The organism is Aureimonas sp. AU22, from assembly GCF_001463745.1.
Taxonomy (GTDB): domain Bacteria; phylum Pseudomonadota; class Alphaproteobacteria; order Rhizobiales; family Rhizobiaceae; genus Aureimonas.
In genome coordinates this window covers 21,253-44,698 of sequence record NZ_BBWJ01000044.1, presented here as the reverse complement: position 1 = coordinate 44,698, position 23,446 = coordinate 21,253, and the positions used below count along the sequence as shown (strand labels likewise).

Annotated in this window: 18 protein-coding genes and 1 pseudogene; 12 read left to right on the top strand and 7 right to left on the bottom strand. The window is 65.4% G+C overall.

Annotation, left to right across the window (positions count from 1 at the left end; translation table 11 throughout):
- The first annotated feature begins 104 nt into the window (after positions 1–104).
- From AUL34_RS15645 to prfB, 3 genes are all read left to right on the top strand, one after another.
- Positions 105–1,277 carry an N-acetylmuramoyl-L-alanine amidase gene (locus AUL34_RS15645; RefSeq protein WP_061935547.1) on the top strand — a complete coding sequence of 391 codons (1,173 nt, stop codon included), beginning with the start codon at positions 105–107 and terminating at the stop codon, positions 1,275–1,277.
- A 186-nt stretch (positions 1,278–1,463) separates the two neighbouring features.
- Positions 1,464–3,905, top strand: a complete 2,442-nt coding sequence (locus tag AUL34_RS15640) for a penicillin-binding protein 1A (protein ID WP_061935544.1) — start codon at positions 1,464–1,466, stop codon at positions 3,903–3,905.
- Positions 3,906–4,042: 137 nt separating this feature from the next.
- Positions 4,043–5,171 (top strand): peptide chain release factor 2 gene (gene prfB, locus AUL34_RS15635; protein WP_156420957.1). Its coding sequence is split into 2 segments (ribosomal slippage): positions 4,043–4,111 and positions 4,113–5,171, totalling 1,128 coding nucleotides; the frame shifts between segments, so codons are not numbered across the junction.
- A gap of 66 nt (positions 5,172–5,237) precedes the next feature.
- Here prfB and AUL34_RS15630 read toward each other — a convergent pair.
- The 3 genes from AUL34_RS15630 to AUL34_RS15620 form a co-directional block, all read right to left on the bottom strand.
- Positions 5,238–6,440, bottom strand: a complete 1,203-nt coding sequence (locus AUL34_RS15630) for a M23 family metallopeptidase (protein ID WP_061935538.1) — start codon at positions 6,438–6,440, stop codon at positions 5,238–5,240.
- Between the two features lie 87 nt (positions 6,441–6,527).
- Positions 6,528–7,349: a ferritin-like domain-containing protein gene (locus tag AUL34_RS15625; protein WP_061935535.1), complete on the bottom strand. Its 822-nt coding sequence runs from the start codon at positions 7,347–7,349 to the stop codon at positions 6,528–6,530.
- On the bottom strand, positions 7,346–7,828 hold the full coding sequence (locus tag AUL34_RS15620; RefSeq protein WP_061935532.1) for a peroxiredoxin: 483 nt from the start codon (positions 7,826–7,828) through the stop codon (positions 7,346–7,348). Before AUL34_RS15620 ends, AUL34_RS15625 begins: the two co-directional genes overlap by 4 nt.
- A 205-nt stretch (positions 7,829–8,033) precedes the next feature.
- Between AUL34_RS15620 and AUL34_RS15615 the strand changes: the two genes are divergently transcribed.
- A complete protein-coding gene (locus AUL34_RS15615; protein WP_061935529.1) occupies positions 8,034–11,375 on the top strand; it encodes a hypothetical protein in 3,342 nt (1,113 codons plus the stop codon).
- 4 nt (positions 11,376–11,379) lie between these two features.
- On the opposite strand, the gene tyrS is transcribed toward AUL34_RS15615, so the two are convergent.
- On the bottom strand, positions 11,380–12,630 hold the full coding sequence (gene tyrS / locus AUL34_RS15610; protein ID WP_061935528.1) for a tyrosine--tRNA ligase: 1,251 nt from the start codon (positions 12,628–12,630) through the stop codon (positions 11,380–11,382).
- 63 nt (positions 12,631–12,693) lie between these two features.
- On the bottom strand, positions 12,694–13,368 hold the full coding sequence (locus AUL34_RS15605) for an alpha/beta hydrolase (protein WP_061935525.1): 675 nt from the start codon (positions 13,366–13,368) through the stop codon (positions 12,694–12,696).
- Positions 13,369–13,583: 215 nt separating this feature from the next.
- Here AUL34_RS15605 and AUL34_RS15600 point away from each other — a divergent pair, with 215 nt between their 5' ends.
- The 8 genes and pseudogenes from AUL34_RS15600 to AUL34_RS15565 all read left to right on the top strand — a co-directional run.
- Positions 13,584–14,759 (top strand): cysteine desulfurase family protein, encoded by a 1,176-nt coding sequence (locus tag AUL34_RS15600; RefSeq protein ID WP_061935522.1) that lies wholly within the window; start codon positions 13,584–13,586, stop codon positions 14,757–14,759.
- Between the two features lie 136 nt (positions 14,760–14,895).
- Complete coding sequence (gene sufB / locus AUL34_RS15595; RefSeq protein WP_061935519.1) at positions 14,896–16,434, top strand: Fe-S cluster assembly protein SufB; 1,539 nt, start codon at positions 14,896–14,898, stop codon at positions 16,432–16,434.
- A gap of 78 nt (positions 16,435–16,512) precedes the next feature.
- On the top strand, positions 16,513–17,268 hold the full coding sequence (gene sufC, locus AUL34_RS15590; RefSeq protein ID WP_061935516.1) for a Fe-S cluster assembly ATPase SufC: 756 nt from the start codon (positions 16,513–16,515) through the stop codon (positions 17,266–17,268).
- A complete protein-coding gene (gene sufD / locus AUL34_RS15585; RefSeq protein WP_061935499.1) occupies positions 17,268–18,503 on the top strand; it encodes a Fe-S cluster assembly protein SufD in 1,236 nt (411 codons plus the stop codon). Before sufC ends, sufD begins: the two co-directional genes overlap by 1 nt.
- A gap of 52 nt (positions 18,504–18,555) precedes the next feature.
- Positions 18,556–19,800 (top strand): cysteine desulfurase, encoded by a 1,245-nt coding sequence (locus AUL34_RS15580; RefSeq protein ID WP_061935496.1) that lies wholly within the window; start codon positions 18,556–18,558, stop codon positions 19,798–19,800.
- 11 nt (positions 19,801–19,811) lie between these two features.
- The gene (locus AUL34_RS15575) at positions 19,812–20,237 is read left to right on the top strand and encodes an SUF system Fe-S cluster assembly protein (RefSeq protein WP_082653426.1); all 426 of its coding nucleotides are present in this window, start codon (positions 19,812–19,814) and stop codon (positions 20,235–20,237) included.
- Positions 20,238–20,312: 75 nt separating this feature from the next.
- Positions 20,313–20,696, top strand: coding sequence for a Fe-S cluster assembly scaffold SufA (sufA, locus tag AUL34_RS15570; RefSeq protein ID WP_061935493.1), 384 nt, complete (start codon positions 20,313–20,315; stop codon positions 20,694–20,696).
- An 11-nt stretch (positions 20,697–20,707) separates the two neighbouring features.
- Positions 20,708–21,115 (top strand): annotated as a pseudogene (locus tag AUL34_RS15565) (TfoX/Sxy family protein); the annotation flags it as partial.
- Here the strand turns inward: AUL34_RS15565 and AUL34_RS15560 are convergent.
- Both AUL34_RS15560 and AUL34_RS15555 read right to left on the bottom strand, forming a co-directional pair.
- Positions 21,090–22,607, bottom strand: a complete 1,518-nt coding sequence (locus AUL34_RS15560; RefSeq protein ID WP_061935487.1) for a DEAD/DEAH box helicase — start codon at positions 22,605–22,607, stop codon at positions 21,090–21,092. The pseudogene AUL34_RS15565 and the gene AUL34_RS15560 sit on opposite strands and share 26 nt — an antisense overlap.
- A 242-nt stretch (positions 22,608–22,849) precedes the next feature.
- Positions 22,850–23,428, bottom strand: a complete 579-nt coding sequence (locus tag AUL34_RS15555; RefSeq protein WP_156420955.1) for a hypothetical protein — start codon at positions 23,426–23,428, stop codon at positions 22,850–22,852.
- Between the last annotated feature and the right edge of the window lie 18 nt (positions 23,429–23,446).

The window sequence follows — 23,446 nt, the reverse complement described above, 5'->3', positions numbered from 1 at the left end:
GCAAACAAGGGGAGAGCCTGTCAAAGCGGCAGTTGCGACGATTGCCGTTATCCTGTTCGACCCAGCAACCAATTGCGAACCCCAGCATTCGACGGCCGCCAATCGTGACCATCATCCGCTTCGTGCTTTTCGCGCTCGTCCCGTTGTTCCTCGCGGCAGCCGCCCATTCTGCGCACGCCGCTGGCGATCCGTCGATCGTGACCGCGATTACGCAGTCGCCCGGCAAAGAGGGATTCGGCCTCGATATCGACGTAGAGGGACCGGCGAAACCGCGGCTGGTGCTTCTGCGCAACCCTTACCGCGTCGCCCTCGATTTCGACGAGACGCTAGCGGCCGCCAAGCTTCCAGACATCGCGGGCGATAAACTGGTCAAGGATCTGCGGCATGGGCTTGTCGGAGCCGATCGCTACCGGTTGATTCTCACGCTTACACGCGCCGTTCGCCCGGAGATGACTGTGACGCCGGACGGGCGCGCCTCGCGTGTCGCCTTGCGCCTCAAGCCGGGGGACGACGACGCCTTTGCGCTCCCGCAGGCAACTGTGACCGCTTCCGTGGCGACGAAGACGAACGAAGCGACAAGGCCGTTCGTGGTCGTCCTCGACCCCGGCCACGGCGGGATCGACAATGGCGCGACCGGCGAGAAGGGCACCGAGGAAAAAGCCGTCAATCTCGCCTTCGGCAAGGCGCTGCGCGACGCGCTGGCGAAATTCTCCGGCGTGAAAGTCGTCATGACGCGAGAGGACGACACCTTCATTCCCCTCAACGAGCGCGCGGCCATCGCGCGGCGGGCGGGCGCAAACCTGATGGTATCGCTGCATGCCGACTCGATTCGCTACAAGGACTTGCGCGGCGCGACGGTCTACACCTTGTCGGAGAAGGCATCCGACAGCCTGTCGCGAGAGCTCGCCGACGTCGAAAACTCCGCCGACCGTTTTGCTGGTCCCGAATGGGACCAGGACGCGCCCGAAATTCACGACATTCTGGTCGATCTGGTCCGACGCGAGACGGAAGCGCTGTCCGAGCATTTCGCTCTGCAACTGGTCGCCGACATGCGCAGCGGCGAGATCAGGCTCATCAACAACCCCAAGCGCTCCGCGGGCTTCCGAGTCCTGCGGGCGCCGGACGTTCCGTCGATCCTCTTGGAAATGGGATATCTGTCCAATCCCGACGACGAGCAGGACCTGAAATCGGCCGAGTGGCAGCGTCGTCTGGCGGCCATTCTGGCTCGCTCGATCGCGGAGTTCGCGGGCCGCACGCCGGCAGCCGCCAATCCGTGAACGCCGAACCGTTGCGATTTCGCAACAGTTAGGCCGACAAGACCCCAGCATCATTCGCCCGCCGCATTCTCCGCGCATGAACGATGCGTTAGGAATTCGTACAATGCGGGGCGGACCCGTCTTGCCCGGCTGGCCAGGCCGCGCGGCACTCGGTGCGCCGCGAGAGCGGTAGTCCATGGAGACACGATGTTCAGACTTCTCGGCTACCTGTTCGGTATCGGCACCGTCCTTGCGCTGATCCTGGCCGGCGGCGTCGCCTGGTACGTGGCGGATATGAGCCAGGACCTGCCGGACTATCAGGTGCTCGAGAAGTACGAGCCTCCGGTGACCACGCGTCTCCACGCGGCCGACGGTTCGCTCATGGCGGAGTATGCCAAAGAGCGCCGGCTCTACCTCCCGATCCAGGCGATCCCGCAGCGGCTGAAGGACGCGTTCCTCTCGGCCGAAGACAAGAACTTCTACAACCACCCGGGTGTCGATCTCGAAGGCATCGGACGCGCTGCGCTTCTCTACGTGCGTGGCGGACCTATGCAGGGCGGCTCGACCATCACGCAACAGGTCGCCAAGAACTTCCTCCTCACCAACGAACGCTCGATGGAGCGCAAGGTAAAGGAGGCGATCCTTTCCCTCCGCATCGAGCAGGCCTATTCGAAGGATCGCATCCTCGAGCTCTACCTGAACGAGATCTATCTCGGCATGGGCTCCTATGGCGTCGCCGCCGCATCGCTTGCCTATTTCGACAAGTCGGTGAACGAGTTGGAGATCCAGGAGGCGGCCTATCTCGCCGCGCTTCCGAAGGCACCGGAGAACTACAATCCGTTCCGCGACCCGGACGAGGCGATCGGTCGCCGCAACTGGGTCATCCAGCGCATGGCCGAGAACGGCCTGATCTCGCAGGACGAAGCCCTGGCCGCGATCGCCAAGCCGCTTGGCGTCAACCCGCGCCCGAGCGGCACGTATCTCGCATCGGCGGAATACTTCACGGAGGAGGTCCGTCGTCAGGTCATCTCCCGCTACGGCATGAAAGCGCTCTACGAGGGTGGTCTTTCCGTGCGCTCGACGCTGGACCCGCAGTTGCAGGTCGAGGCGCGCACGTCGCTGCAGCACGCGCTCGTACAGTACGATCAGACGCGCGGCTACCGCGGTCCAGTGGCGACGGTGGAACTTGCGGGCGACTGGGGCCCGGCGCTGAACAAGATCGAGCCCTATGCCGACGTTCCCGAGTGGCGTCTCGCCGTCGTCCTGTCCGCAGATGCGAACTCCGCGAGCATCGGCCTTCAGCCGGCACGTGAGGTTTCCGGCCGTCGCGGCGCCGAGCGGGATATCGCGACGCTGACCCAGGCGGACATGAAGTGGGCGATGCGGCAGGATCGCGACGGCAAGCGCGCGACGGCGCGCTCGGTCGACGATGTGTTGGCTCGTGGCGACGTCGTCTATGTCGAGCCGAAGGCGAACGGCGAAGGCTACGTCCTGCGTCAGCCGCCGAAGGTTCAGGGCGCTCTCGTGGCGATGGATCCGCACACCGGCCGCGTGCTCGCGATGGTCGGCGGGTTCTCCTATGCCCAGTCCGAATTCAACCGCGCGACGCAGGCGATGCGTCAGCCGGGCTCGTCCTTCAAGCCGTTCGTCTACGCGGCGGCGCTCGACAACGGCTATACGCCGGCATCCGTGATCCTCGACGCGCCGGTCTCGATTCCCGATGGCCGCGGGGGCTTCTGGGAGCCCAAGAACTACGGCGGAGAGTCGGCGGGTCCCTCGACCCTTCGCCTCGGCATCGAGAAGAGCCGAAACCTGATGACGGTCCGCCTCGCGGACGACATGGGCATGAAGCTCGTCGCCGAATATGCCGAACGCTTCGGCGTCTACGACAAGATGGCTCCGTATCTGCCGATGGCGCTGGGCTCCGGCGAAACCACCGTGATGCGTATGGTCTCCGCCTATTCGGTGATGGCGAACGGCGGACGCTCGATCGAGCCTTCGGTGATCGACCGCGTTCAGGACCGCTACGGGCGCACGGTGTATCGCCACGACAACCGCAAGTGCGACACCTGCAACGCCTCCGGCTGGGACGGGCAGGCGGAGCCAGAGCTGGTGGACGAACGCCAGCAGGTGCTCGATCCGATGACCGCCTACCAGATCACGTCGATGATGGAAGGCGTCGTGCAGCGGGGTACCGCGACGGTCGTCAAGCAGCTCGGTGTGCCGGTTGCAGGCAAGACCGGCACGACCAACGACGAGAAGGACGCGTGGTTCGTCGGCTTCACGCCGAACCTCGTGGCCGGAGTGTACCTCGGCTACGACAACCCGCAGCCGCTGGGACATGGCGGCACCGGCGGCGGTTTCGCCGCACCGGTGTTCAACGAGTTCATGAAGCAGGCTCTCGCGGGAAAGCCCGTCGTCGACTTCCGCATTCCCGACGGGATGACGCAGGTGGCGGTGAACCGTGCGACCGGCATGGCTGCGTCGCCCGGCGCCGACGGTTCGATCATCGAGGCGTTCAAGCCGGGCACCGGTCCTTCGGACCAGTATCAGGTGATCGGCGGCACCTATGCCAGCGCTCCGGCGCAGCAGTCGATTTCCCCGGAAGCGGCTCAGGCGATCGCGAGCGGCGCAGGCGGCCTGTTCTAGTTCCAAGCCTTTCTTCCACGCCCCATCGTCCGGCCCCGGCGGTTCGTACCGTTCGGGGCCCGTCCGCTTTACAGCCTGGCGTGCCGTCCCTATGGTCCGCCCCATTCTCTCAGGATCATCACGCGGGGTATGCCGGCATGCGTGCCGAAATCGAATCCATTGTCTCCGACATCAAGCAGGCCGTAAGCCTGCTGAGGAGGCATCTTTGACTGGGATCAATCGGTCCGAGAACTCGATCGCCTGAACGCGGCCGCCGAGGATCCGTCTCTCTGGAACGATCCCGCCGAGGCGCAGCGCCTGATGAAGGAGCGTCAGCGCCTGGAGACGGCGATCACCGGCATCCGTGCGCTGGAGCAGGGACTTCAGGACAACATCGAACTCATCGCCATGGGCGAGGAGGAGGGTGATGCCGAGGTCGTTGCGGAGGCCGAGAACGCCATCCGGGCGCTGGAAAAGGACGTGGCCGAGCGCCAGATCGAGACGTTGCTCTCGGGCGAGGCGGACGGCAACGACACCTATGTCGAGATCCATTCGGGCGCGGGCGGCACGGAAAGCCAGGACTGGGCCTCGATGCTCCTGCGCATGTACATGCGGTGGGGCGAGCGCGCCAAGATGAAGGTCGACGTGCTGGAGCACAATTCCGGCGACGAAGCCGGCATCAAGTCGGCCACGATCCTGCTGAAGGGCCACAACGCCTACGGCAAGATGAAGGTCGAATCGGGCGTGCACCGATTGGTCCGCATCTCGCCCTACGACAGCCAGGCGCGTCGTCACACCTCCTTCGCGTCCGTCTGGGTCTATCCGGTGGTGGACGACTCGATCGAGGTGGACGTCAACGAGGGCGATGTTCGCATCGACACGTATCGCGCATCCGGCGCCGGCGGCCAGCACGTCAACACGACGGATTCGGCGGTGCGCATCACCCATCTGGCGACGGGCATCGTGGTGCAGTGCCAGGCCGAGCGTTCGCAGCACAAGAACCGCGCTACCGCGTGGAACATGCTGCGCGCGCGCCTTTACGAGGAAGAGTTGAAGCGCCGCGAGGATAAGGCGAACGCCGAAGCCGCGTCCAAGACGGACATAGGCTGGGGTCACCAGATCCGCTCCTACGTCCTGCAGCCCTATCAGATGGTCAAGGATCTTCGGACGGGCATGGAAAGCACCGCGCCCGACGATGTGCTCGACGGAAAGATCGACCCGTTCATCGAGGCGGCGCTGGCCCAGCGCGTCTTCGGTGGCGACGTGGACGTTGCCGACGTCGACTGACCCGGCATGACTTCCCGAACGCACGAGGCCGCCCCGCAAAGGGCGGCCTCTTGTGCTTCGTGACGATCAGAGCGCCGCCCAGCGATGGCCGGCATCGATGTAGCGCTGCGGATTAACTGGCTCGCCGTTGATGCGGACCTCGTAGTGCAGATGCGGGCCGGTGCTGCGACCCGTCGAGCCGATCAATCCAAGCCGAGTCCCTGGCGTGACGGACTGGCCGACGCCGACGTCGATGCGCGACAGGTGGCCGAAACGGGTGGTCACGCCGTTGCCGTGGTCCACTTCCACCGCAAGACCGTAGCCGCCCTGGTCACCGGCGGATATGACGCGACCCTCACCGGTTGCCCGCACGGGCGTGCCTTGCGCGCCGGCGAAGTCGATCCCGGTATGCATCGCCGCGCGTCCGAGAAACGGGTCCGAACGCACACCGAAGGTCGAGGTGCGCACCGTACCGGGCGGCTTCGGATCGGCGAGCGGCAGACGCTCGGCGGTGCCGCGAAGATCGTCCATGCGCTCCAGCATATCCTCCAGGCGCTGCAACTGGATTTCGAACGACGCATCCGCCGGAGGATCGACGAAGATGCCCCCTTCGCCGGCTTCAAGGCCGAGGGGACGCAAGAGGTCGCTCATGCGATCGACCTTGGCTGCGGCGTCCTCCGAGAGTTTGGCGACCCCAGCGGCCTGCTGTCCCTCGACGAGGCCGACGCTCTCTCGGATCGAAGGCAGGACCACGTCGCGGATGTGATCGACGGGATCGACCTGCGTCGCTTTGGACGCCGTGAACGCGTGACCGATGCGACCGACCACGTCCCAGTGAGCGGAAACCGGCTTGGTCGAAGCGGTCGGCACCGGATCGATCAGGCCCTCGTTGGCGGCCAGATCGAGGAGGGGCTCCATCTTCTCGAACCGGCCCACGAGTTGGGCTTGCTGCGACAGAAGAGCCTCGAGCTCCTTGGCGATCTGGTCCCGATCGATGTGCTGGCGGGTCGTGAGCTTATCGAGTTCCTGCCGCAGACCGCTGATCCGCTTCTCGTAGACGGTCGTGGTTTGCACTTCGCGATCGAGCATCAGACGAACGACGCTGTCGCCGGACAGCGACAGGGCGATCGCGCCGATCCCGCCGATCACCCCGACGATGGTACCGAGCGCTGCCGTGCCGAGAAGCCAGGATGGGACGGTCCAGTGACGCACGCGGTCGCCACGGGCCAGGACGATCGTATGGGATCTCGCTCGGTTTCCGAAAACGGAACCGCGAAGCTGCGAACTCATGCACTCGCTCCACGCGGGCCGGACGGTCGGCCCCATGGAGGAATTAGAAACCGTTAAGGTTAAAGGGGCGTTGACGCCGGGTTGCCGCTACTGGGAAAGCGAAGAGAGGCTTCGGTAGAAGGTCGGTGTGAGGCCTGCTTCCGCCCGTGCTCGATCGTTGAAAGGCGGTTTGACTTCGCCGCGGAAGCATTCGCGCACAAGCTCCCCGAACCGTCGGGCCGGATCAATTCTCTGGCGTGCGCACAGGAACCGAAACCATTTTGCGCCCACCGCCACGTGGCGCTTCTCGTCGTTGTAGATGACGTCGAGAATTTCGGCCGTTTCCAGATCGCCGACCTCGTGAAGCTTGGACAAGAGCGAAGGGGTGACATCCAGTCCTCGCGCCTCGAGGATCAGCGGCACGATCGCAAGCCGTGCGGCGAGATCATGCGCGGTCGCATCCACGGCCTGCCACAAGCCGTCATGCGCCGGCATCGCGCCGTAGCGAGAGCCAAGCGCTGACAGCCTGTCGGACAGGAGACCGAAATGGCGGGCCTCGTCCGTCGCGACCATCATCCAGCCGTCGAAGAAGGACCGCGGCACGGGCTGTCCGCAGAAGCGTGCGACGATGTCGAGCGCGAGATCGATGGCGTTGAGTTCGATATGGGCGAGGGCGTGGATCATCGCCACGCGGCCCTCGACCGTATGGACGGACCGGCGCGGCACGTGGCGCGGGGAAACGAGAGGTGGCTCCGCCGGACGACCCGGGCGTGACGGCAACGGCGGGTCCGATGGTGCAGAGAGACCGAGGGTTCTCGCGGCCCACCGCTCTCCCGCCAGACGCGTCAGCCGTCGCTTCTCGTCGAGATCGGGCTCGCGAAGAGCCTCGATCGCAAGCCCGCGCAGGGTCGGCGTCGCCAAACGACTCACGCGGCCACGCCGGCGAGCTTGCGCGCCTCGTCGAGAACGATCTGGGCGTGACCGTCCACCTTCACCTTCGGCCACACGCGGTGGACCTGCCCCTTCGCATCGACGAGGACGGTTGTGCGTTCGACGCCCATGTAGGTCTTGCCGTACATGCTCTTCTCGACCCAGACACCGGCCGCTTGCAGAAGCGCATGCTCCGTATCCGCGAGCAGCGGAACCTGAAGCCCATGCTTGTCCCGGAAACGACAGTGTTTCTCGATCGGGTCCGGCGATACGCCGTAGACCGGCACGCCTGCGGCGGCGAAGTCCTTGGAAAGGGCGGTGAAGTCGAGGGCCTCGAGGGTGCAGCCCGACGTGTCGTCCTTCGGGTAGAAGAAGGCGACGAACGGCTTGCCTTCGAGCTGTGCGTTCGTCACGCGATGTCCGTCGTCGGACGGGAGATCGAAGTTCGGAAAAGCCTGTCCCGTCGTCAAGGTCGCCATCCGGCCCTCCTTTCGGCCAATTGCACTGACACCAGATTCGCGCCTTGGCGCGACATACCGGCGCGCGAGAGAGATGCGCGCACCCCGTTGGCCTTCTATCATAGCGCCGGCAAGTCGAAGGCAAGCTATCGCCGTATTGTTGGGACCTTAAGGGTGGCAGTGCCATGAGGGCGCTTCGCCCACCCTCGGGAGACGATCGAACCTGATGAGAAGAATTCGACGTCTCGTCGGAGCGATCCTCGGCCTGTTCCTGCTTCTCGTTGCGCTCGGCGCTGGAGCGGCGGTGTTCCTTCTCGGCACCGAGACGGGCGAGCGCTTCGTACAGTCTCAGACCACGGCGGCGCTCTCGCGACTCCTCGGGCCTCGCTACGAGGCCACGCTCGGCCGTCAGCAGCTCGAGCTGCGCGGCGACGGCACCCTGGCGCTGAACTGGTACGACGCAGCGCTTCACCGGAAGGATCGACCGGACCGCGAGTCGCGTGTCGAGCGCGTGTCCGTTGCGCTGCGCTTGATGCCTCTTGTCGGCGGCTCGCTCGAGTTCGGCCGACTGGAGATCGCCGGCGCCGAGCTCGATCTCGCGGCATTCGCGGGCGGCGGCTCGCGGTCTCCCGCTCCTGCGGACGTGCAGGGCGACGGGCGTTCCGCTCTCGCCCGCACGATCGACGACGGCGTCGCCGCTCTGGAGCGTCAGCTCCAGGCGCTTCAAGCGTTTCACTTCGACACGCTGAGCCTCCAGGATATCCGGATCGTTGGCTTGCCGGCGGCGGTAGGGCCCGTGGCGGATCTGGCGCTGAAGCGCGTGGAACTGCACCGCGCGCTCGATGGGACGCTGCGGCTCGTCACGAATGTGCAGGCCGGAGACCTGCCGCTCCTCCTGTCGGGAACCGCCGAGTTCGATCCGCAGTCGAACCACCTGACGCGGCTGGAAGCGCATTCGGGTCGCGTCGGTCTCGGCGCTATCGCGCCTCCGGCGGACGAGGCCGACGAAAAGGACGAGCGTCCGTTCGGAAGCGATTCGGACGTCTGGTTCGACATGTCGCTCGATCGGGAGCGGGCCGACCAACCAGCGGTCGTTCGGGCAAGCGCGCATATCGGCGCCGGTCATCTGCAGCTTGGCCTCAACCGGACACGTGTCGAAAGCGGCCGCCTCGATCTCGTCTACAGGCAGGGCGAAGAGCGCCTCGTGATCGAGCCGAGCCCCTTCCGCTTCCGCGACGTGGCGTTCGACATGTCCGGTTCCGTCGAGCAGACGAACCTGGGATCGTCCGGCGAACCGCCCGTCTATGGTTTCAAGGTTTCGGTACCGGACATCCGCTCCCTGGTCGGCCTTGAGGAAGTCGCCGACGCGAAGCCCCTGTCCGCCGATCTGGAGCTAGCCGGACGTCTCTCGCCGTCGGGTCGCCGGGCCGAGCTCACGCTGGCGTCTCTGCGCACCGACACCGGCTCGCTGGCGGGGACGGCCGCCTTCGATGCTTCCGCGCCGGACGCGCGCACCTTTCTCGATCTGACGGCGAACTCGCTGTCGGCGGCATCGGTGAAGGCGTTCTGGCCGTTCAACATCTCCGGGAAGGCGCGGCGATGGGTGCTCGCGCATCTCGACGACGAGGGCGTCGTACCGACCGGGACGATCGCGATCGATATCGAGCGCGACCGGATCCACGACGCGTTCAAGATCGGCGGTACGCCGGGCGACACGGAGCTGCGGCTGGACGTTCCCGTGCGCGGCGTCGCCCTGGCGACGGTCGGCGACCTGCCGGATCTCCATCGGGTCGACGGAACCATCACGGTTCGGGGCATCCGTACCGATATCGCCGTCGAGAAGGCCGATGTGGTCGGCGTCGACAACGTAGCCATCGGCCCGTCGACGCTTGTCCTCCAGCGGCCACCCGAAGGAAATCCTCGCAACCTCGGGATCGAACTTGACCTCGCCGCATCGGGCGAAGCGCCTCAGTTGCTGGCGGTGGCGGATCGCGAGCCCATCCGCGCGTTCCGAAACCTTCCCTTGAAGATCGATCCGGTGAAGGGAAAGGCGAAAGCCAAGGTCGGAGCCAGCCTCCTGTTCGGCGATGACGTTCCGCGCGATCGCCAGGTGACCGCCTGGAATGTCGAAGCCGATCTCGACGACGTCGATCCCGGACAACCAATAGAAGGGCGCCAGTTCGCCAATCTGCGAGGTGTGTTCCATGCCATCCCTGGACAGGCGAGCGGCTCGCTCGACGGCTCCATGGACGGCATGCCGGCCAAGCTCGCCTTCGCCTTGCCGTTCGGGGCGACCCCGGTCGGGACGCGAAGCCTCGAGGCGGACCTGAAGGTGCCCGCGGCGAAGGTCGTGGATCTCGTTCCTGCACTCGATGGCGTCCTCAAGGGCCCGATCGCGGCGCGTATCACGGACGACACCGACGGCATGCGGGCCAGCCTCGACCTCGGACAGACCGAGCTGGATCTGCCGGCCGTCGCCTGGAAGAAGGGCGCAGGGGTCGCCGCGGAACTCACCTTCGATGTCCGACGCGACGGGGATACAACCGAACTCAGGGATCTCGACCTCAAGGGAGAGGGATTCCGGGCGAGCGGCACGATCGCGGTGGACAAGGGCGGCCTTCGCCGCGCGAGCCTCAAACGCGTCGCGCTCAACCCCGGCGACTCGGTAGCGGTCGACGTCGAGCGGCACGGCGACGGGTTCGGCATCCAGGTCAAGGGAGACCGGTTCGACGCGCGTCCGATCCTTGCCGAACTCAAGGCAGGCGTGGGACGCGACAAGAAAGGTCGCGTCGGCGGCGGCACGTTCGACGTCACGATGGATGTCGGTCGTCTGGATGGTTTCAACGGTCGTGCGGTCGACGGGTTCTCGCTGAACTACGCATCGGCAAACGGGCGCATGGCGGCGCTCGCGCTCGGTGGGTCGATCGGCGGTGCGAACCTCATCGGGGACCTTGCGCCGCGCAACGACCAGCGCCGGATCCGTATTGCCTCCGACAATGTCGGCGGCCTCCTCGGTTTCGCGGGTCTCTATGGGCATATGGAGGGCGGGCAGGGCGCCTTGGCCCTCATCGGATCGAGCGACGCCGGTTACACCGGGGACGTGAAGCTGACGAACTTCAACCTCGTGGACGAGCCGCGTCTGTCACGGATCGTCGGCTCGTCGCCCAAGCCTGGAACCGCGAGCCTGTCGCAAGCGATCGGGCAGGAGTTGCGCACGGAGCGCGCCTACTTCGACCACGCGTCGGCCAAACTCGCCTACGACAAGGGCATGTTGCGCGTGGCGGAGGGGATCGTCCGGGGACCCATCTTCGGGTCCAGCTTCGCGGGCGTCGTCTACGATCCGAGCGGGCAGATCGACGTGTCCGGCTCGTTCATGCCGGCCTACGGCATCAATCGCGTCTTCGGAGCGATCCCGATCCTGGGACAGATCCTCGGAAACGGTCAGGAAGGCGGTTTGATCGGCATCACCTACCGTCTGAGCGGGGCGATGGCTTCGCCCACGCTCGTCGTCAATCCGATCTCGGCCATCGCGCCCGGCATCTTCCGCCAGATCTTCGCCTTCGACTGAGCGGTCAGGCGTCCGTCTTCACGAGGACGTGCCGCTTCTTGCCGAGCGAGAGCTTCGCGACGCCGTCGGTGAGCGCGGAAGCGTCCACGGTCAGGCGTTCGTCGGAGATCGGTTGATCGTTGAGCCGCACCGCGCCCCCCGCGATGTGCCGCCGTGCTTCGCCGTTGGACGCGGCAAGGCCGGCCTTCACCACCAGCGACAGAATCCCGACGCCCGCCTGTAGCTCGGCCTTCGGTAAGAGGATGGTCGGCAGGGTATCGGCCAGCGCCCCCTGCTCGAAGGTGGTGCGGGCGGTCTCTTCGGCCTGCGTCGCCGCAGCCCGTCCGTGGACGATCGCGGTCGCTTCCGTAGCGAGAACCTTCTTGGCCTCGTTGATCTCGGCGCCACCGAGCGCGGCGAGCCGGGCGATCTCGTCGAGCGGGAGACGCGTGAAGATCTTCAGGAAGCGACCGACGTCGGCATCTTCGGTGTTCCGCCAATACTGCCAGAAGTCGTAGGGGCTGAAGAGGTCGCCATTGAGCCAGACAGCGCCGGACGCCGACTTGCCCATCTTCTCGCCGGACGACTTCGTGAGAAGAGGCGTCGTCAGGGCGTAGAGCTGCGGCCCCCCCATGCGATGACTGAGGTCGACGCCGTTGATGATGTTGCCCCACTGGTCGGAGCCTCCCATCTGCAGCACCGTGCCGTAGCGCCGGTTGAGCTCGGTGAAGTCGTAGCCCTGCATGATCATGTAGTTGAATTCGAGGAAGCTCAGCGACTGCTCCCGGTCGAGCCGCAGCTTGACCGAATCGAAGCTCAGCATGCGGTTGACCGAAAAGTGGCGCCCGACGTCCCGCAGGAATTCGACGTAGTTCAGCTTCAGGAGCCAGTCGGCATTGTTGACCATGATGGCCGCGTTCGGGCCGTCGTAGCGCAGGATGTTGCCGAAGACGCGCTGTATGCCGTCGATGTTGGTCTGGATCTGCTCGGCCGTCAGCATGCCGCGCTGCGAATCGCGGAAGGACGGGTCGCCCACCATCGACGTGCCGCCGCCCATGAGGCTGATGGCCTGGTGGCCCGTTTCCTGAAGCCAGTGAAGCATCGTGACGGAGATCAGGTTGCCGATGTGGATCGACGTCGCGGTCGCGTCGTAGCCGACGTAGCCGGTGATCCGCCCCTTGTGCGCGAGCGCGTCCAGTCCCTCGGGGTCGGAAACCTGGTGGATGAATCCACGCTCGTCGAGAACGCGCAGGAAGTCGGATTTGAAGCGGCTCATGTTCACACTGTTCCGTCGGGAGAGCGGGCGGCGCGCGTATCACGCGGCCGCCGGCGATCTGGATTACTTCAGGCGTTTGGGCCGGGCGTCGGACAGCTCACCCGCGAGGCGACGGTCGAGATACTCGGCGCATTCGGCCAGCAGCTCGTCCGTGTGCTCGCCATAAAAGTGGTTCGCCCCGGCCATCGTCTTCTGGGTGATCATGATGCCCTTCTGGGTCTTCAGCTTGTCCACCAGTCCCTGGACGTCCTTCGGCGGCGCAACCTTGTCCTTGTCGCCATGGATGATCAGGCCGGAGGACGGGCAGGGGGCGAGGAAGGAGAAGTCGTAGGAGTTGGGCTGCGGCGAAATCGACATGAAGCCCTCGATCTCCGGGCGGCGCATCAGGAGCTGCATTCCGATCCACGAGCCGAACGAGTAGCCTGCCACCCAGCAGTGTTTGGAATCGGGGTGCAGCGCCTGGATCCAGTCAAGCGCGGCAGCCGCGTCGGACAACTCGCCCGCGCCGTGATCGAATTCGCCCTGGCTGCGCCCGATGCCCCGAAAATTGAAACGCAGCGTCGTAAAGCCGCGCTCCACGAACATGTAGAACAGCTTGTAGACGATCTGGTTGTTCATCGTGCCGCCGAAGCGGGGGTGCGGGTGCAGAACGATCGCGATCGGCGCGTTCTTCTCCTTCGCCGCCTGATAGCGACCTTCCAGCCGGCCGGCGGGTCCGTTGAAGATGACTTCGGGCATTGCAAAACCTCAGGGGCTAACGTGCCTGGGCAGACCCACGCACCTTGACGAAGGATCGGCAGCCTCTTAAAGTTCTTGCTTAGAACGATTCAAAACTACACGGGTCCTATAGGGGCGCTATGTAGTCCGCCGAGCGCTCCAAACACAAACATTTTCGAGTGTCGGCCCCAGAGCGAACCATCGACGGGCCAACCGGAAAATCGCGAAGGTCGGCAGTGCGCGAGACGCGGCTCTATCTAGATCACAATGCGAGCGCACCGCTTCTGGACGAGGCGCGGGACGCGCTGATCTCTGCGTTGGCCATTTCGGGCAACCCGTCGTCGGTTCATTCCGAAGGCCGCGCCGCCCGTGCGCTGCTCGCAAGGGCCCGCGCGGACGTCGCGACGCTTGTCGGCGCCGAGGCCGATGCGGTGGTCTTCACGAGCGGCGCCACGGAGGCCGCGGTCACCTGCCTCACGCCGCATTGGACCGAGAGCGGCCGGGACGTCGTCCATCCACGCCTTGCAGTGATCGACACCGATCATCCCTGCATCCGCGAAGGGGGGCGGTTCCCGTCGGCCGACGTGACACGACTGCCAGTCGATGCCACCGGCGTCGTTCGCCTGGATGCGCTGGAGCTGTGGCTGGCCGAGCAACGCCCGGGCATCGTCGCCTTCTGTGCGGCCAACAGCGAAACCGGTGTGTTGCAGCCGGTGCGGGAGATCGTCGAGCGAGCGCATGCCGCCTGTGCGATCGTGGTCTGCGACAGCGTACAGGTGGCCGGCCGCCTGCCGGTCGATGCGCTGGCGCTTGGCGCGGACGCCGTGATCGTCTCCGCGCACAAGATCGGCGGACCCAAGGGCATCGGTGCCTTCGCACTGCGTACGACCGCGCTCCGACCCGCACCTCTGCTCACCGGCGGTGCGCAGGAAACGCGGCAGCGTGCCGGCACGGAGGCAACGGCCTTAGTGGCTGCTTTCGGCGCCGCGGCGCGCGAAGCCCTGGCGAAGACGGGCCAGCGCGAAGCGATGTTGATGCTGCGCGATCACTTGGAGCGCGGGATAACGGCACTATCCCCGGAGTTTTCCATCCTGGGAAAGGGCGCCGAGCGGCTGCCGCAGACGGTCATGTTTCACCATCCCGACCGGCGCGCCGAGACCGTTCAGATCGCCATGGATCTTGCAGGCATCGCCGTGTCGGCCGGCTCGGCCTGCTCGTCGGGAAAGATCGGCGGATCCTTCGTGCTGGAGGCGATGGCTCGTGGCGGCGCCGATGTGGAGCCGAGCATGGGAGGCCTGCGCGTCAGTTTCGGGGCGGAGACCGACGCGGCCGCAATCAATCGTTTCCTTGCCGCCTTCAGCGTGCACTGGGCTCGGACGGTGCCGAATGCCCGGGAGCGACATGTCGCATGAGCGGCCGCAGCTAATCTGGTCCGGCGCCTTCAACTTTTAGGGCCGGACCCCCATTTGAACCGTTGTGAACTGCCGCTATAGGGCAGTCCACAGGCCAACCACCGGACTTTGAATCCGGCGAGTGTGGAGAGATACGATGCCAGCAGTCCAGGAAACGATCGATCAGGTTCGCCAGATCGACGTGGACCAATACAAGTACGGCTTCGAGACCGTCATCGAGATGGATGTCGCCCCGAAGGGGCTGAACGAGGATACCATCCGTCTGATCTCGGGCAAGAAGAACGAGCCGGAATGGATGCTGCAGTGGCGTCTTGACGCGTTCGAGCGCTGGAAGTCGATGGAAAGCCCGTCCTGGGCGCGTCTCGATTATCCGCCGATCGATTTCCAGGACATCCACTACTACGCCGCGCCGAAATCCATGTCGGGCCCGGCTTCGCTGGACGAGGTGGACCCCGAGATCCTGCGTACCTACGAGAAGCTGGGCATCCCGCTGAAGGAGCAGGAGATCCTGGCCGGCGTTCGCCGCCCGGACGAGCCGTCGCAGTTCGAAAGCGAGGACGATTCCGGCGTGCCGCCTTCCGAGGGTAGCTATGGCGGGCGCGTGGCGGTCGACGCCGTGTTCGATTCGGTCTCGGTCGCCACCACGTTCAAGAAGGAGTTGTCGAAGGCTGGCGTGATCTTCATGCCGATCTCGGAAGCCATCCGCGAGCATCCCGAACTGGTGCGGAAGTACCTCGGCTCGGTGGTCCCGGTGTCTGACAACTTCTTCGCCACGATGAACTCGGCCGTCTTCACCGACGGGTCGTTCGTCTACATTCCGCCGGGCGTGCGCTGCCCGATGGAGCTCTCGACCTACTTCCGCATCAACGAGCGCAACACCGGCCAGTTCGAGCGCACGCTGATCATCGCCGACAAGGGCTCCTATGTCTCGTACCTCGAGGGCTGCACGGCGCCCCAGCGTGACGAGAACCAGCTGCACGCCGCCGTCGTCGAACTCGTCGCGCTCGACGATGCCGAGATCAAGTACTCCACCGTCCAGAACTGGTATCCGGGCGACAAGGAAGGCAAGGGCGGCATCTACAACTTCGTGACCAAGCGCGGCGACTGTCGCGGCGCGAACTCGCGTATCTCCTGGACACAGGTCGAGACCGGCTCGGCGATCACGTGGAAGTACCCGTCCTGCATCCTGCGCGGCGACGGCTCGCGCGGCGAGTTCTATTCGATCGCGGTGTCCAACGGGCGCCAGCAGATCGATAGCGGCACCAAGATGATTCACATCGGCAAGAACACGTCGAGCCGGATCATCTCGAAGGGCATCTCGGCGGGCAACTCCAACAACACCTATCGCGGCCAGGTCACCGCGATGCGCAAGGCCGCCAACGCGCGCAACTTCACGCAGTGCGACTCGCTCCTGATCGGCGAGGAATGCGGCGCGCACACCGTGCCCTACATCGAGGCGAAGAACGCGACGGCGCAGTTCGAGCACGAGGCGACCACCTCGAAGATCTCCGAAGATCAGCTCTTCTACTGCATGCAGCGCGGCATCCCCGAGGAGGAGGCCGTGGCGCTGATCGTCAACGGCTTCGTCAAGGACGTGATCCAGCAACTGCCCATGGAGTTCGCCGTGGAAGCGCAGAAGCTGATCGGGATTTCGCTCGAAGGCAGTGTCGGTTGATCGCCGACACGCCAACCCATCGCCCTATCCGACCGCGCCCGCGACCGCGGCGCCGACCAACGCTTTAGAAGAACCGAGATGCTGGAAATCAGAAACCTGCACGCCCGCGTGGCGGACACCGACACCGAAATCCTGCGCGGCCTCGACCTGACGGTCGCGGACGGCGAGGTGGCGGCGATCATGGGGCCGAACGGGTCGGGCAAGTCGACCCTGTCCTACATCATCGCCGGCCGCGAGGACTACGAGGTCACCGAGGGCGACATACTCTACAACGGCGAGTCGATCCTGGAGATGGACGCGGCCGAGCGCGCGGCGTCCGGCGTGTTCCTGGCCTTCCAGTATCCGCTGGAGATCCCCGGCGTCGCCACGATGACCTTCCTGAAGACGGCGCTCAACTCGCAGCGCAAGGCCCGGGGCGAGAGCGAGCTGACGACCCCCGACTTCCTGCGCCGCGTCAAGGCATCGGCCGCCGATCTCAAGATCGACGCCGACATGCTGAAGCGCCCGCTCAACGTCGGGTTCTCTGGCGGCGAGAAGAAGCGTGCGGAGATCCTCCAGATGGCGCTTCTGGAGCCGAAGCTCTGCGTCATGGACGAGACGGACTCCGGCCTCGACATCGACGCGCTGAAGATCGTGGCGGACGGCGTCAACGCGCTGCGCGGACCCGACCGCTCGTTCCTCGTCATCACGCACTACCAGCGCCTGCTCGACTACATCGTGCCGGACAAGGTCCATGTCCTCTACAAGGGCCGGATCATCAAGTCGGGCGACAAGTCGCTGGCGCTGCAGCTGGAGAACGAGGGCTACGCCCAGATCATCGGTGAGGCGGCCTGATGTCGGCGACGACCCAGCCCCGTACCAAGGCGGAACTGGCGCTGATCGAGCGTGGCCAGACCGCGGTCGCAACTGACGCGCAGCGCCGCGCGCTCGACGTTCTGGCGAGCGAGGGCCTGCCGAGCCGGCGTGTCGAGGCGTGGCACTACACCGATCTGCGTGTGCTGCTCGGCCGTCAGGCCGAGGCGGTCCGCGATGGCGCCGAGCCGACGTTCCTGACGCCTTTCCTGCCACATAGCGTGGTGGTGGAACTCGGCACGGCGGGTGCGGGCAACGACCCGGCCCCCGTCGTCTCGGTCGAGACCGGAGCGCAGCCCGCAGCCTTCGACGAGGTGGTGAATCATCTCGATCGCTCTGTCGATACGGTGCGTCTCGTCAACACGGCGATGGGCGCGAAGGGTTCGCGTATCCGCGTGTCGAAGTCCGAAGGCGCGCAGAGCGTCACCGAATTGCGGGCCCAGCCCGGCGCGGGCGGCAGCCACTCGTTCTCGATCGTCGAGGTCGGTCCGGGGGCGCGGGCGACGCTGGTGGAGCGTGCGCCGTCGGGCGCCTCGGGCGATCTCTCGTCTGCAGTCCACCATCTCGACATCGGCGACGGTGCCGATGCGTTGTGGATCGTCGTGCAGGAAAAGGGCTCGGCCGAGACCCATCTCGGCCAGCTCAACGTGCGCCTCGGCGCGGACGCGAAGCTGCGGCTCTTCGTTCTCAACGCCGGCGGCGCCGTCGTGCGGCAGGAAGTCCATGCGGTGACGGTCGGCGAGGGCGCCGACATTCAGATCCGCGGCGTGAACCTTCTGGAAGCCGGACAGCACATCGACGTCACGACGACGCTGAATCACAACGTCGCCCATACGACCTCGACCGAGATCTTCCGCAACGTGGTGTTCGGCGGGCACGGCGTGTTCCAGGGCATGATCCGGGTTGCCAAGGGCGCTCAGAAGACCGACGCGCGCCTTGCCTGCAACACGCTGCTCCTGTCGGACGAGGGCGACTTCTCGGCCAAGCCCGAACTGGAAATCTTCGCCGACGACGTACAGTGCGGTCACGGCGCGACGGCGGGAGAAATCAACGCCGATCACCTCTTCTACCTCATGAGCCGCGGTATTCCCGAGGCGCCCGCCCGCGCGCTTCTCGTGAAGGCGTTCGTGGACGAGGTCGTGGAGGATCTCGAAGACGAGGCGCTGGTCGAGGCCCTGGAAGCGCGGATCGACGACTGGCTGGCGCGGGACCGATAGTCCCGCGAATCATCCGAGCCGGCTTGCCGCCGGCAACCCGGAGAGCGGACCGATGAACATTCAGACCGTCGCCACAGAGCGATACGACATCGAGGCGATCCGGCGCGACTTTCCGATCCTCTCGCGCGAGGTGCACGGCAAGCCGCTGGTCTACCTCGACAACGGCGCTTCGGCACAGAAGCCGCGGCAGGTGCTGGACGTGATCCAGTCCGCCTACGCGAACACCTATTCCAACGTGCACCGCGGACTGCACTTCCTGTCGAACAAGGCGACGGAAGATTTCGAGGCGGCCCGGGAGACCGTGCGCAGCTTCCTCAACGCCGCCAGCCACGACGAGATCGTGTTCACACGCTCCGCCACCGAATCCATCAACCTCGTGGCCTACGGCTACGGGATGAAGGAGATCGGAGAGGGCGACGAGATCGTGCTCACGGTGATGGAACACCATTCCAACATCGTGCCCTGGCACCTCCTGCGCGAACGCAAGGGCGCCAGGCTGGTGTTCGTGCCGGTGGCGGACGACGGGTCGATCGCGCTCGCGGACTTCGAGCAGGCGATCACGCCGCGCACCAAGCTCGTGGCGTTCACGCATATGTCGAACGTCCTCGGCACGGTCACGCCCGCGAAGGCGGTGACGGAGCTCGCCCACGCGCGCGGCATCCCGGTGCTGATCGACGGCAGCCAAGGGGCGGTCCATCTGCCGGTGGACGTGCAGGACATCGGCTGCGACTTCTATGTCTTCACGGGCCATAAGGTCTACGGCCCGACCGGGATCGGTGTCCTCTACGGTCGGTACGACATGCTCGATCGCATGCAGCCGTTCAACGGCGGCGGCGAGATGATCGTTGAGGTGACGGAGGAGGGCGTGACCTACAATGCGCCGCCACATCGCTTCGAAGCCGGTACGCCGCCGATCGTCCAGGCGATCGGCCTGGGCGCCGCGCTCGATTACATGCGTTCCATCGGCCGCGATCGGATCGCTGCGCATGAGGAGAGCCTGCGCGCCTACGCCCATGAGCGGCTGAAGGCCGTTCCGACGCTGCGCATCTACGGCGAAGCGCCGGGCAAGGGAGCGATCGTCGCGTTCGACCTCGAGGGTATTCACGCCCATGACGTGTCGATGGTGATCGATCGCGAGGGCGTCGCGGTGCGAGCGGGCACGCATTGTGCCCAACCGTTGCTTAAGCGATTTGGCGCCACATCCACTTGCCGCGCCTCGTTCGGCATGTACAACACCCTGGCCGAGGTCGATCGCCTCGCCGAAGCGCTGGAAAAAGCGCACCGCTTCTTCGCCTGAGGAGCCATCTGATGGCCGATATCTACGACACGACGGCGGCACAGCCGTCCGGGACAACCGAGGCGGAACGCGTCGGCGCGAACATCGAAACGGCGGGCGCCGCGAAGGCATCGGCCATTCCAGCGGACGAGCTCGCGCGCCTGACGGACGACATCGTTGCCGCACTGAAGACGGTCTACGACCCCGAAATTCCCGCCGACATCTACGAGCTCGGTTTGATCTACAAGATCGACATCGATGACGATCGAAACGTCGACATCGACATGACGCTGACGGCGCCCGGTTGCCCCGTTGCGGGCGAGATGCCGGGTTGGGTCGAGAATGCCGTGGGCACCGTGGAAGGCATTCAAGTCGTGAAGGTGGAACTCGTCTTCGATCCGCCCTGGACACCGGAGCGCATGAGCGAGGAAGCTCAGGTCGCCGTCGGCTGGTTCTGATCGAACGGAAAAGGCTTGCGCGAACGCGCGAGCCGTCCCACCTTTCTTGTCGAGACTGCTTCGAAGGATCCTGCAATGGGCCGCTTTTCCGTTCTCTCCATGTCCGATGCCGCAGCCGATCGCGTCCGTGCGATCGTGCAGTCGCGGGGTGACGATGCGCTGGGCATCCGCGTCGGGGTGAAGAAGGGCGGCTGCGCGGGTATGGAGTACACGATCGACCTCGTCACCGAACCGAAGCTCGGCGAGGACGTGGTCGAGCACGACGGTGCGCGCGTCTTCGTGGCTCCGGAGGCCGTGCTGTTCCTGCTCGGCACGCGGATGGACTACGAGGAAACCACCCTTCGTTCCGGTTTCACGTTCACCAACCCGAACCAGACGTCGGCCTGCGGTTGCGGCGAGTCCATCGAACTGAAACCGGCAGACAGCGCTGCCATGGCCGCCGCCCGGTCCGAGGCCTAAGCCGTTCCTAGGACGACGAGACGCTCCACGAACTCTTCGCGTCCCTGCATCCGATCTCGATCCGCCGTATGTTCGGTGGAAAGGGCATCTATGCCGAGAGTCGCATCGTCGCCATCGTTCTCCAAGGCGAACTCTTGTTGAAGACCGATGCCGAGACCGCCCCCCGTTTCGAGGAAGCGGGTTCCCGGCGCTGGACATACCAACGCGAGGGACGGAGGCCCGTGGAGATGCCCTACCATTCGCTGCCCGACGAGGCCTGGGATGATCCCGACGTCATGGCGGTTTGGGCGCGGCTCGCTCTTGAGGCCGCGATCCGTCACGGCATGGAAAAGCCGCCGGGACGCAGCAGGCGTCCTCCGGCGGCTCGTGGGAAGGCCGATGCGAAGCGAGGGGTCAGGCGCCCGTCTGGATCAGCATGAAGGCCGGAATGTCGTCGCCGAAGCCGACAGGTGACGCTTCGTCGCGGCCGGAACCTCCGCGATCGGAAAAACGACGTCCGCTGCTGGGCTGAGGCCGTTCGTTGCGGCGCTGTGAACGGTCCTCGCGCGGCTCGGCGCGCTTCGCCGGCTCGGCAGGGATCGAGGCAAGCAACTCGGTCGCAACCGCTTCCACGTCGTTGCCGCTCTCGTCATCGACGATGGCTTCCACGGCGGGCTCCTTGCTGCGACGCGACGTGCGGCCCGAGCGCGACGACGAGCGCTTGCCGTCGGTCTCTTCGCGCTTGCTGCTACCGCGGCGGCGAGTGGGCTTCTCTTCCGTCTCCTCGACGGCCGGGAGGCTCGATACGTCGCCGTCGAGCCACTCGATCTGTTTGCCGATCATCGTCTCGATGGCGTCCAGATACTTCTTGTCGGCCTTGGCGACGAGCGTGAATGCCTTGCCCGAACGACCGGCACGGCCCGTGCGTCCAATCCGGTGGACGTAGTCCTCGGCATGGATCGGCACGTCGAAGTTGAAGACGTGGCTGACCATCGGGATATCGAGACCGCGCGCCGCTACGTCTGAGGCGACGAGAAGCGTGATCTTGTTGTCGCGAAAGGCCTGCAGCGTCATCGTGCGCGCGCGCTGGTCCATGTCGCCGTGTAGGGCGCCCACGGAAAAGCCGTGCTTCTCCAGCGAGCGGAAGAGCAACGACACGTCGCGCTTGCGGTTGCAGAAGATGATGGCGTTGGTCAGTTCGTCGCCCTGGTCGCGGATGACCCGGCGAAGCGTCTCGCGCTTCTCGTAGTCCTCCTTGCGGGTCGCAACCAGGCGCTGTTCGACCGTCAGGGCCGTCGACGAGGCCTTGGCCACTTCGACGCGAACGGGATTCTGAAGGAACTGGTCGGCAAGACGGGTGATCTCGGGCGGCATGGTGGCCGAGAAGAACAGCGTCTGCCGCGTGAACGGGATCATCTTGCAGATGCGCTCGATGTCCGGGATGAAACCCATGTCGAGCATGCGATCGGCCTCGTCGATGACGAGGATCTCGACGCCCGTCATCAGAAGACGGCCACGCTCGAAATGGTCCAGCAGGCGTCCCGGCGTCGCGATCAGCACGTCGACGCCGCGCTCGAGCTTCTTGTTCTGCTCCTCGAACGACACGCCACCAATAAGCAGCGCAACATTCAGCCGCTGATTGACGCCGTATTTGACGAAGGATTCCTCGACCTGCGCCGCGAGCTCGCGCGTCGGCTCGATGATCAGCGTGCGGGGCATGCGCGCGCGAGCGCGACCCTGCTCCAGCAACGTCATCATCGGCAGCACGAACGACGCCGTTTTGCCCGTTCCCGTCTGCGCGATGCCCAAAACGTCCCGCCGCTGAAGAGCATGAGGGATCGCTTGTTCCTGGATCGGCGTCGGTTCCGTGTAACCGGCCGCCTCGACAGCGGCTAGAACCTTCGCACTCAGACCAAGATCGGAAAAGGGCATGAAATCGGATGTCTCTTGCTGCCGGACTTGGGAGCAAGTCCGAAGGAGCGTCGTATCCCGAAATGGGCGATAGGCTTCCAGGTGCTATCTGTCAACCGCAGAACAACGCCGCACGCCTGTTATCCTCCGCCGAAGAGTAATCCGGCGGAGGGGAATGTTTCTGGGACGTTCGGCCCCGAACTACTGAACGAGAGGAAGCGACGTACGGCTCGGTTTGCTGTGCCGCGCCACCGATCGACCAATCAGTTCGAAGCAGGCCCGAACCGGTATGGTTGGCCGGGTGCCACGAAGAGCTCGTAGGTCTCCGAGATTTCGCCATCGAGCGGCACGATGTCGAAGAACAGCGTCAGGTTGCTTTCCTGACCTTCCGCCGGCGCATCCGCACGATATCCGACGATCGCCCCGTCGACCTCCGCGATCTCAGTCACTTCCGTGCTGGCGACGACGACCGGTTTGCCCTCGCGTTCTTCCACCTGCTGGAAGAAGAACCGGCTTCCCTTCGTCTCGCCGAGTGCCTGCGTCATGATCGTACGCCAGACGCCGTTACGCTCGCCCTCGACCCAGGGACCGACGATCTGAACGTCGCCGATGATGGGCGACAGATTGGAGATCGCGCTCATCACTTCGGCGTTCTGCTCGGGCGTCGGTGCAGGCTTGGCAGCAGCACCGGGCTGGGTGACGTCCGGGGACGCCGGGGCAGGGGGCGCGGGCGCCGGGGCGCTATCCTGAGGGGCAGGAGCTGCCGGGGCGGGTTCCTGCGCCAACGCCGGGAGCGATGCGATATAGGTCATCGCGATAGCGGTGCGGATCATGCGGTTCATGGTCGTCCCTCCAACTGT

Bases quoted from the DNA above. Each gene is read 5' to 3' on its own strand.
- AUL34_RS15560 (WP_061935487.1), bottom strand. From the start codon at position 22,607: ATGCCCTTTTCCGATCTTGGTCTGAGTGCGAAGGTTCTAGCCGCTGTC.
- AUL34_RS15630 (WP_061935538.1), bottom strand. From the start codon at position 6,440: ATGAGTTCGCAGCTTCGCGGTTCCGTTTTCGGAAACCGAGCGAGATCC.
- AUL34_RS15580 (WP_061935496.1), top strand. From the start codon at position 18,556: ATGAACATTCAGACCGTCGCCACAGAGCGATACGACATCGAGGCGATC.
- tyrS (WP_061935528.1), bottom strand. From the start codon at position 12,630: ATGAGCCGCTTCAAATCCGACTTCCTGCGCGTTCTCGACGAGCGTGGA.
- AUL34_RS15640 (WP_061935544.1), top strand. From the start codon at position 1,464: ATGTTCAGACTTCTCGGCTACCTGTTCGGTATCGGCACCGTCCTTGCG.
- sufC (WP_061935516.1), top strand. From the start codon at position 16,513: ATGCTGGAAATCAGAAACCTGCACGCCCGCGTGGCGGACACCGACACC.
- sufA (WP_061935493.1), top strand. From the start codon at position 20,313: ATGGGCCGCTTTTCCGTTCTCTCCATGTCCGATGCCGCAGCCGATCGC.
- AUL34_RS15620 (WP_061935532.1), bottom strand. From the start codon at position 7,828: ATGGCGACCTTGACGACGGGACAGGCTTTTCCGAACTTCGATCTCCCG.
- AUL34_RS15605 (WP_061935525.1), bottom strand. From the start codon at position 13,368: ATGCCCGAAGTCATCTTCAACGGACCCGCCGGCCGGCTGGAAGGTCGC.
- sufB (WP_061935519.1), top strand. From the start codon at position 14,896: ATGCCAGCAGTCCAGGAAACGATCGATCAGGTTCGCCAGATCGACGTG.
- AUL34_RS15615 (WP_061935529.1), top strand. From the start codon at position 8,034: ATGAGAAGAATTCGACGTCTCGTCGGAGCGATCCTCGGCCTGTTCCTG.
- sufD (WP_061935499.1), top strand. From the start codon at position 17,268: ATGTCGGCGACGACCCAGCCCCGTACCAAGGCGGAACTGGCGCTGATC.
- AUL34_RS15555 (WP_156420955.1), bottom strand. From the start codon at position 23,428: ATGAACCGCATGATCCGCACCGCTATCGCGATGACCTATATCGCATCG.
- AUL34_RS15575 (WP_082653426.1), top strand. From the start codon at position 19,812: ATGGCCGATATCTACGACACGACGGCGGCACAGCCGTCCGGGACAACC.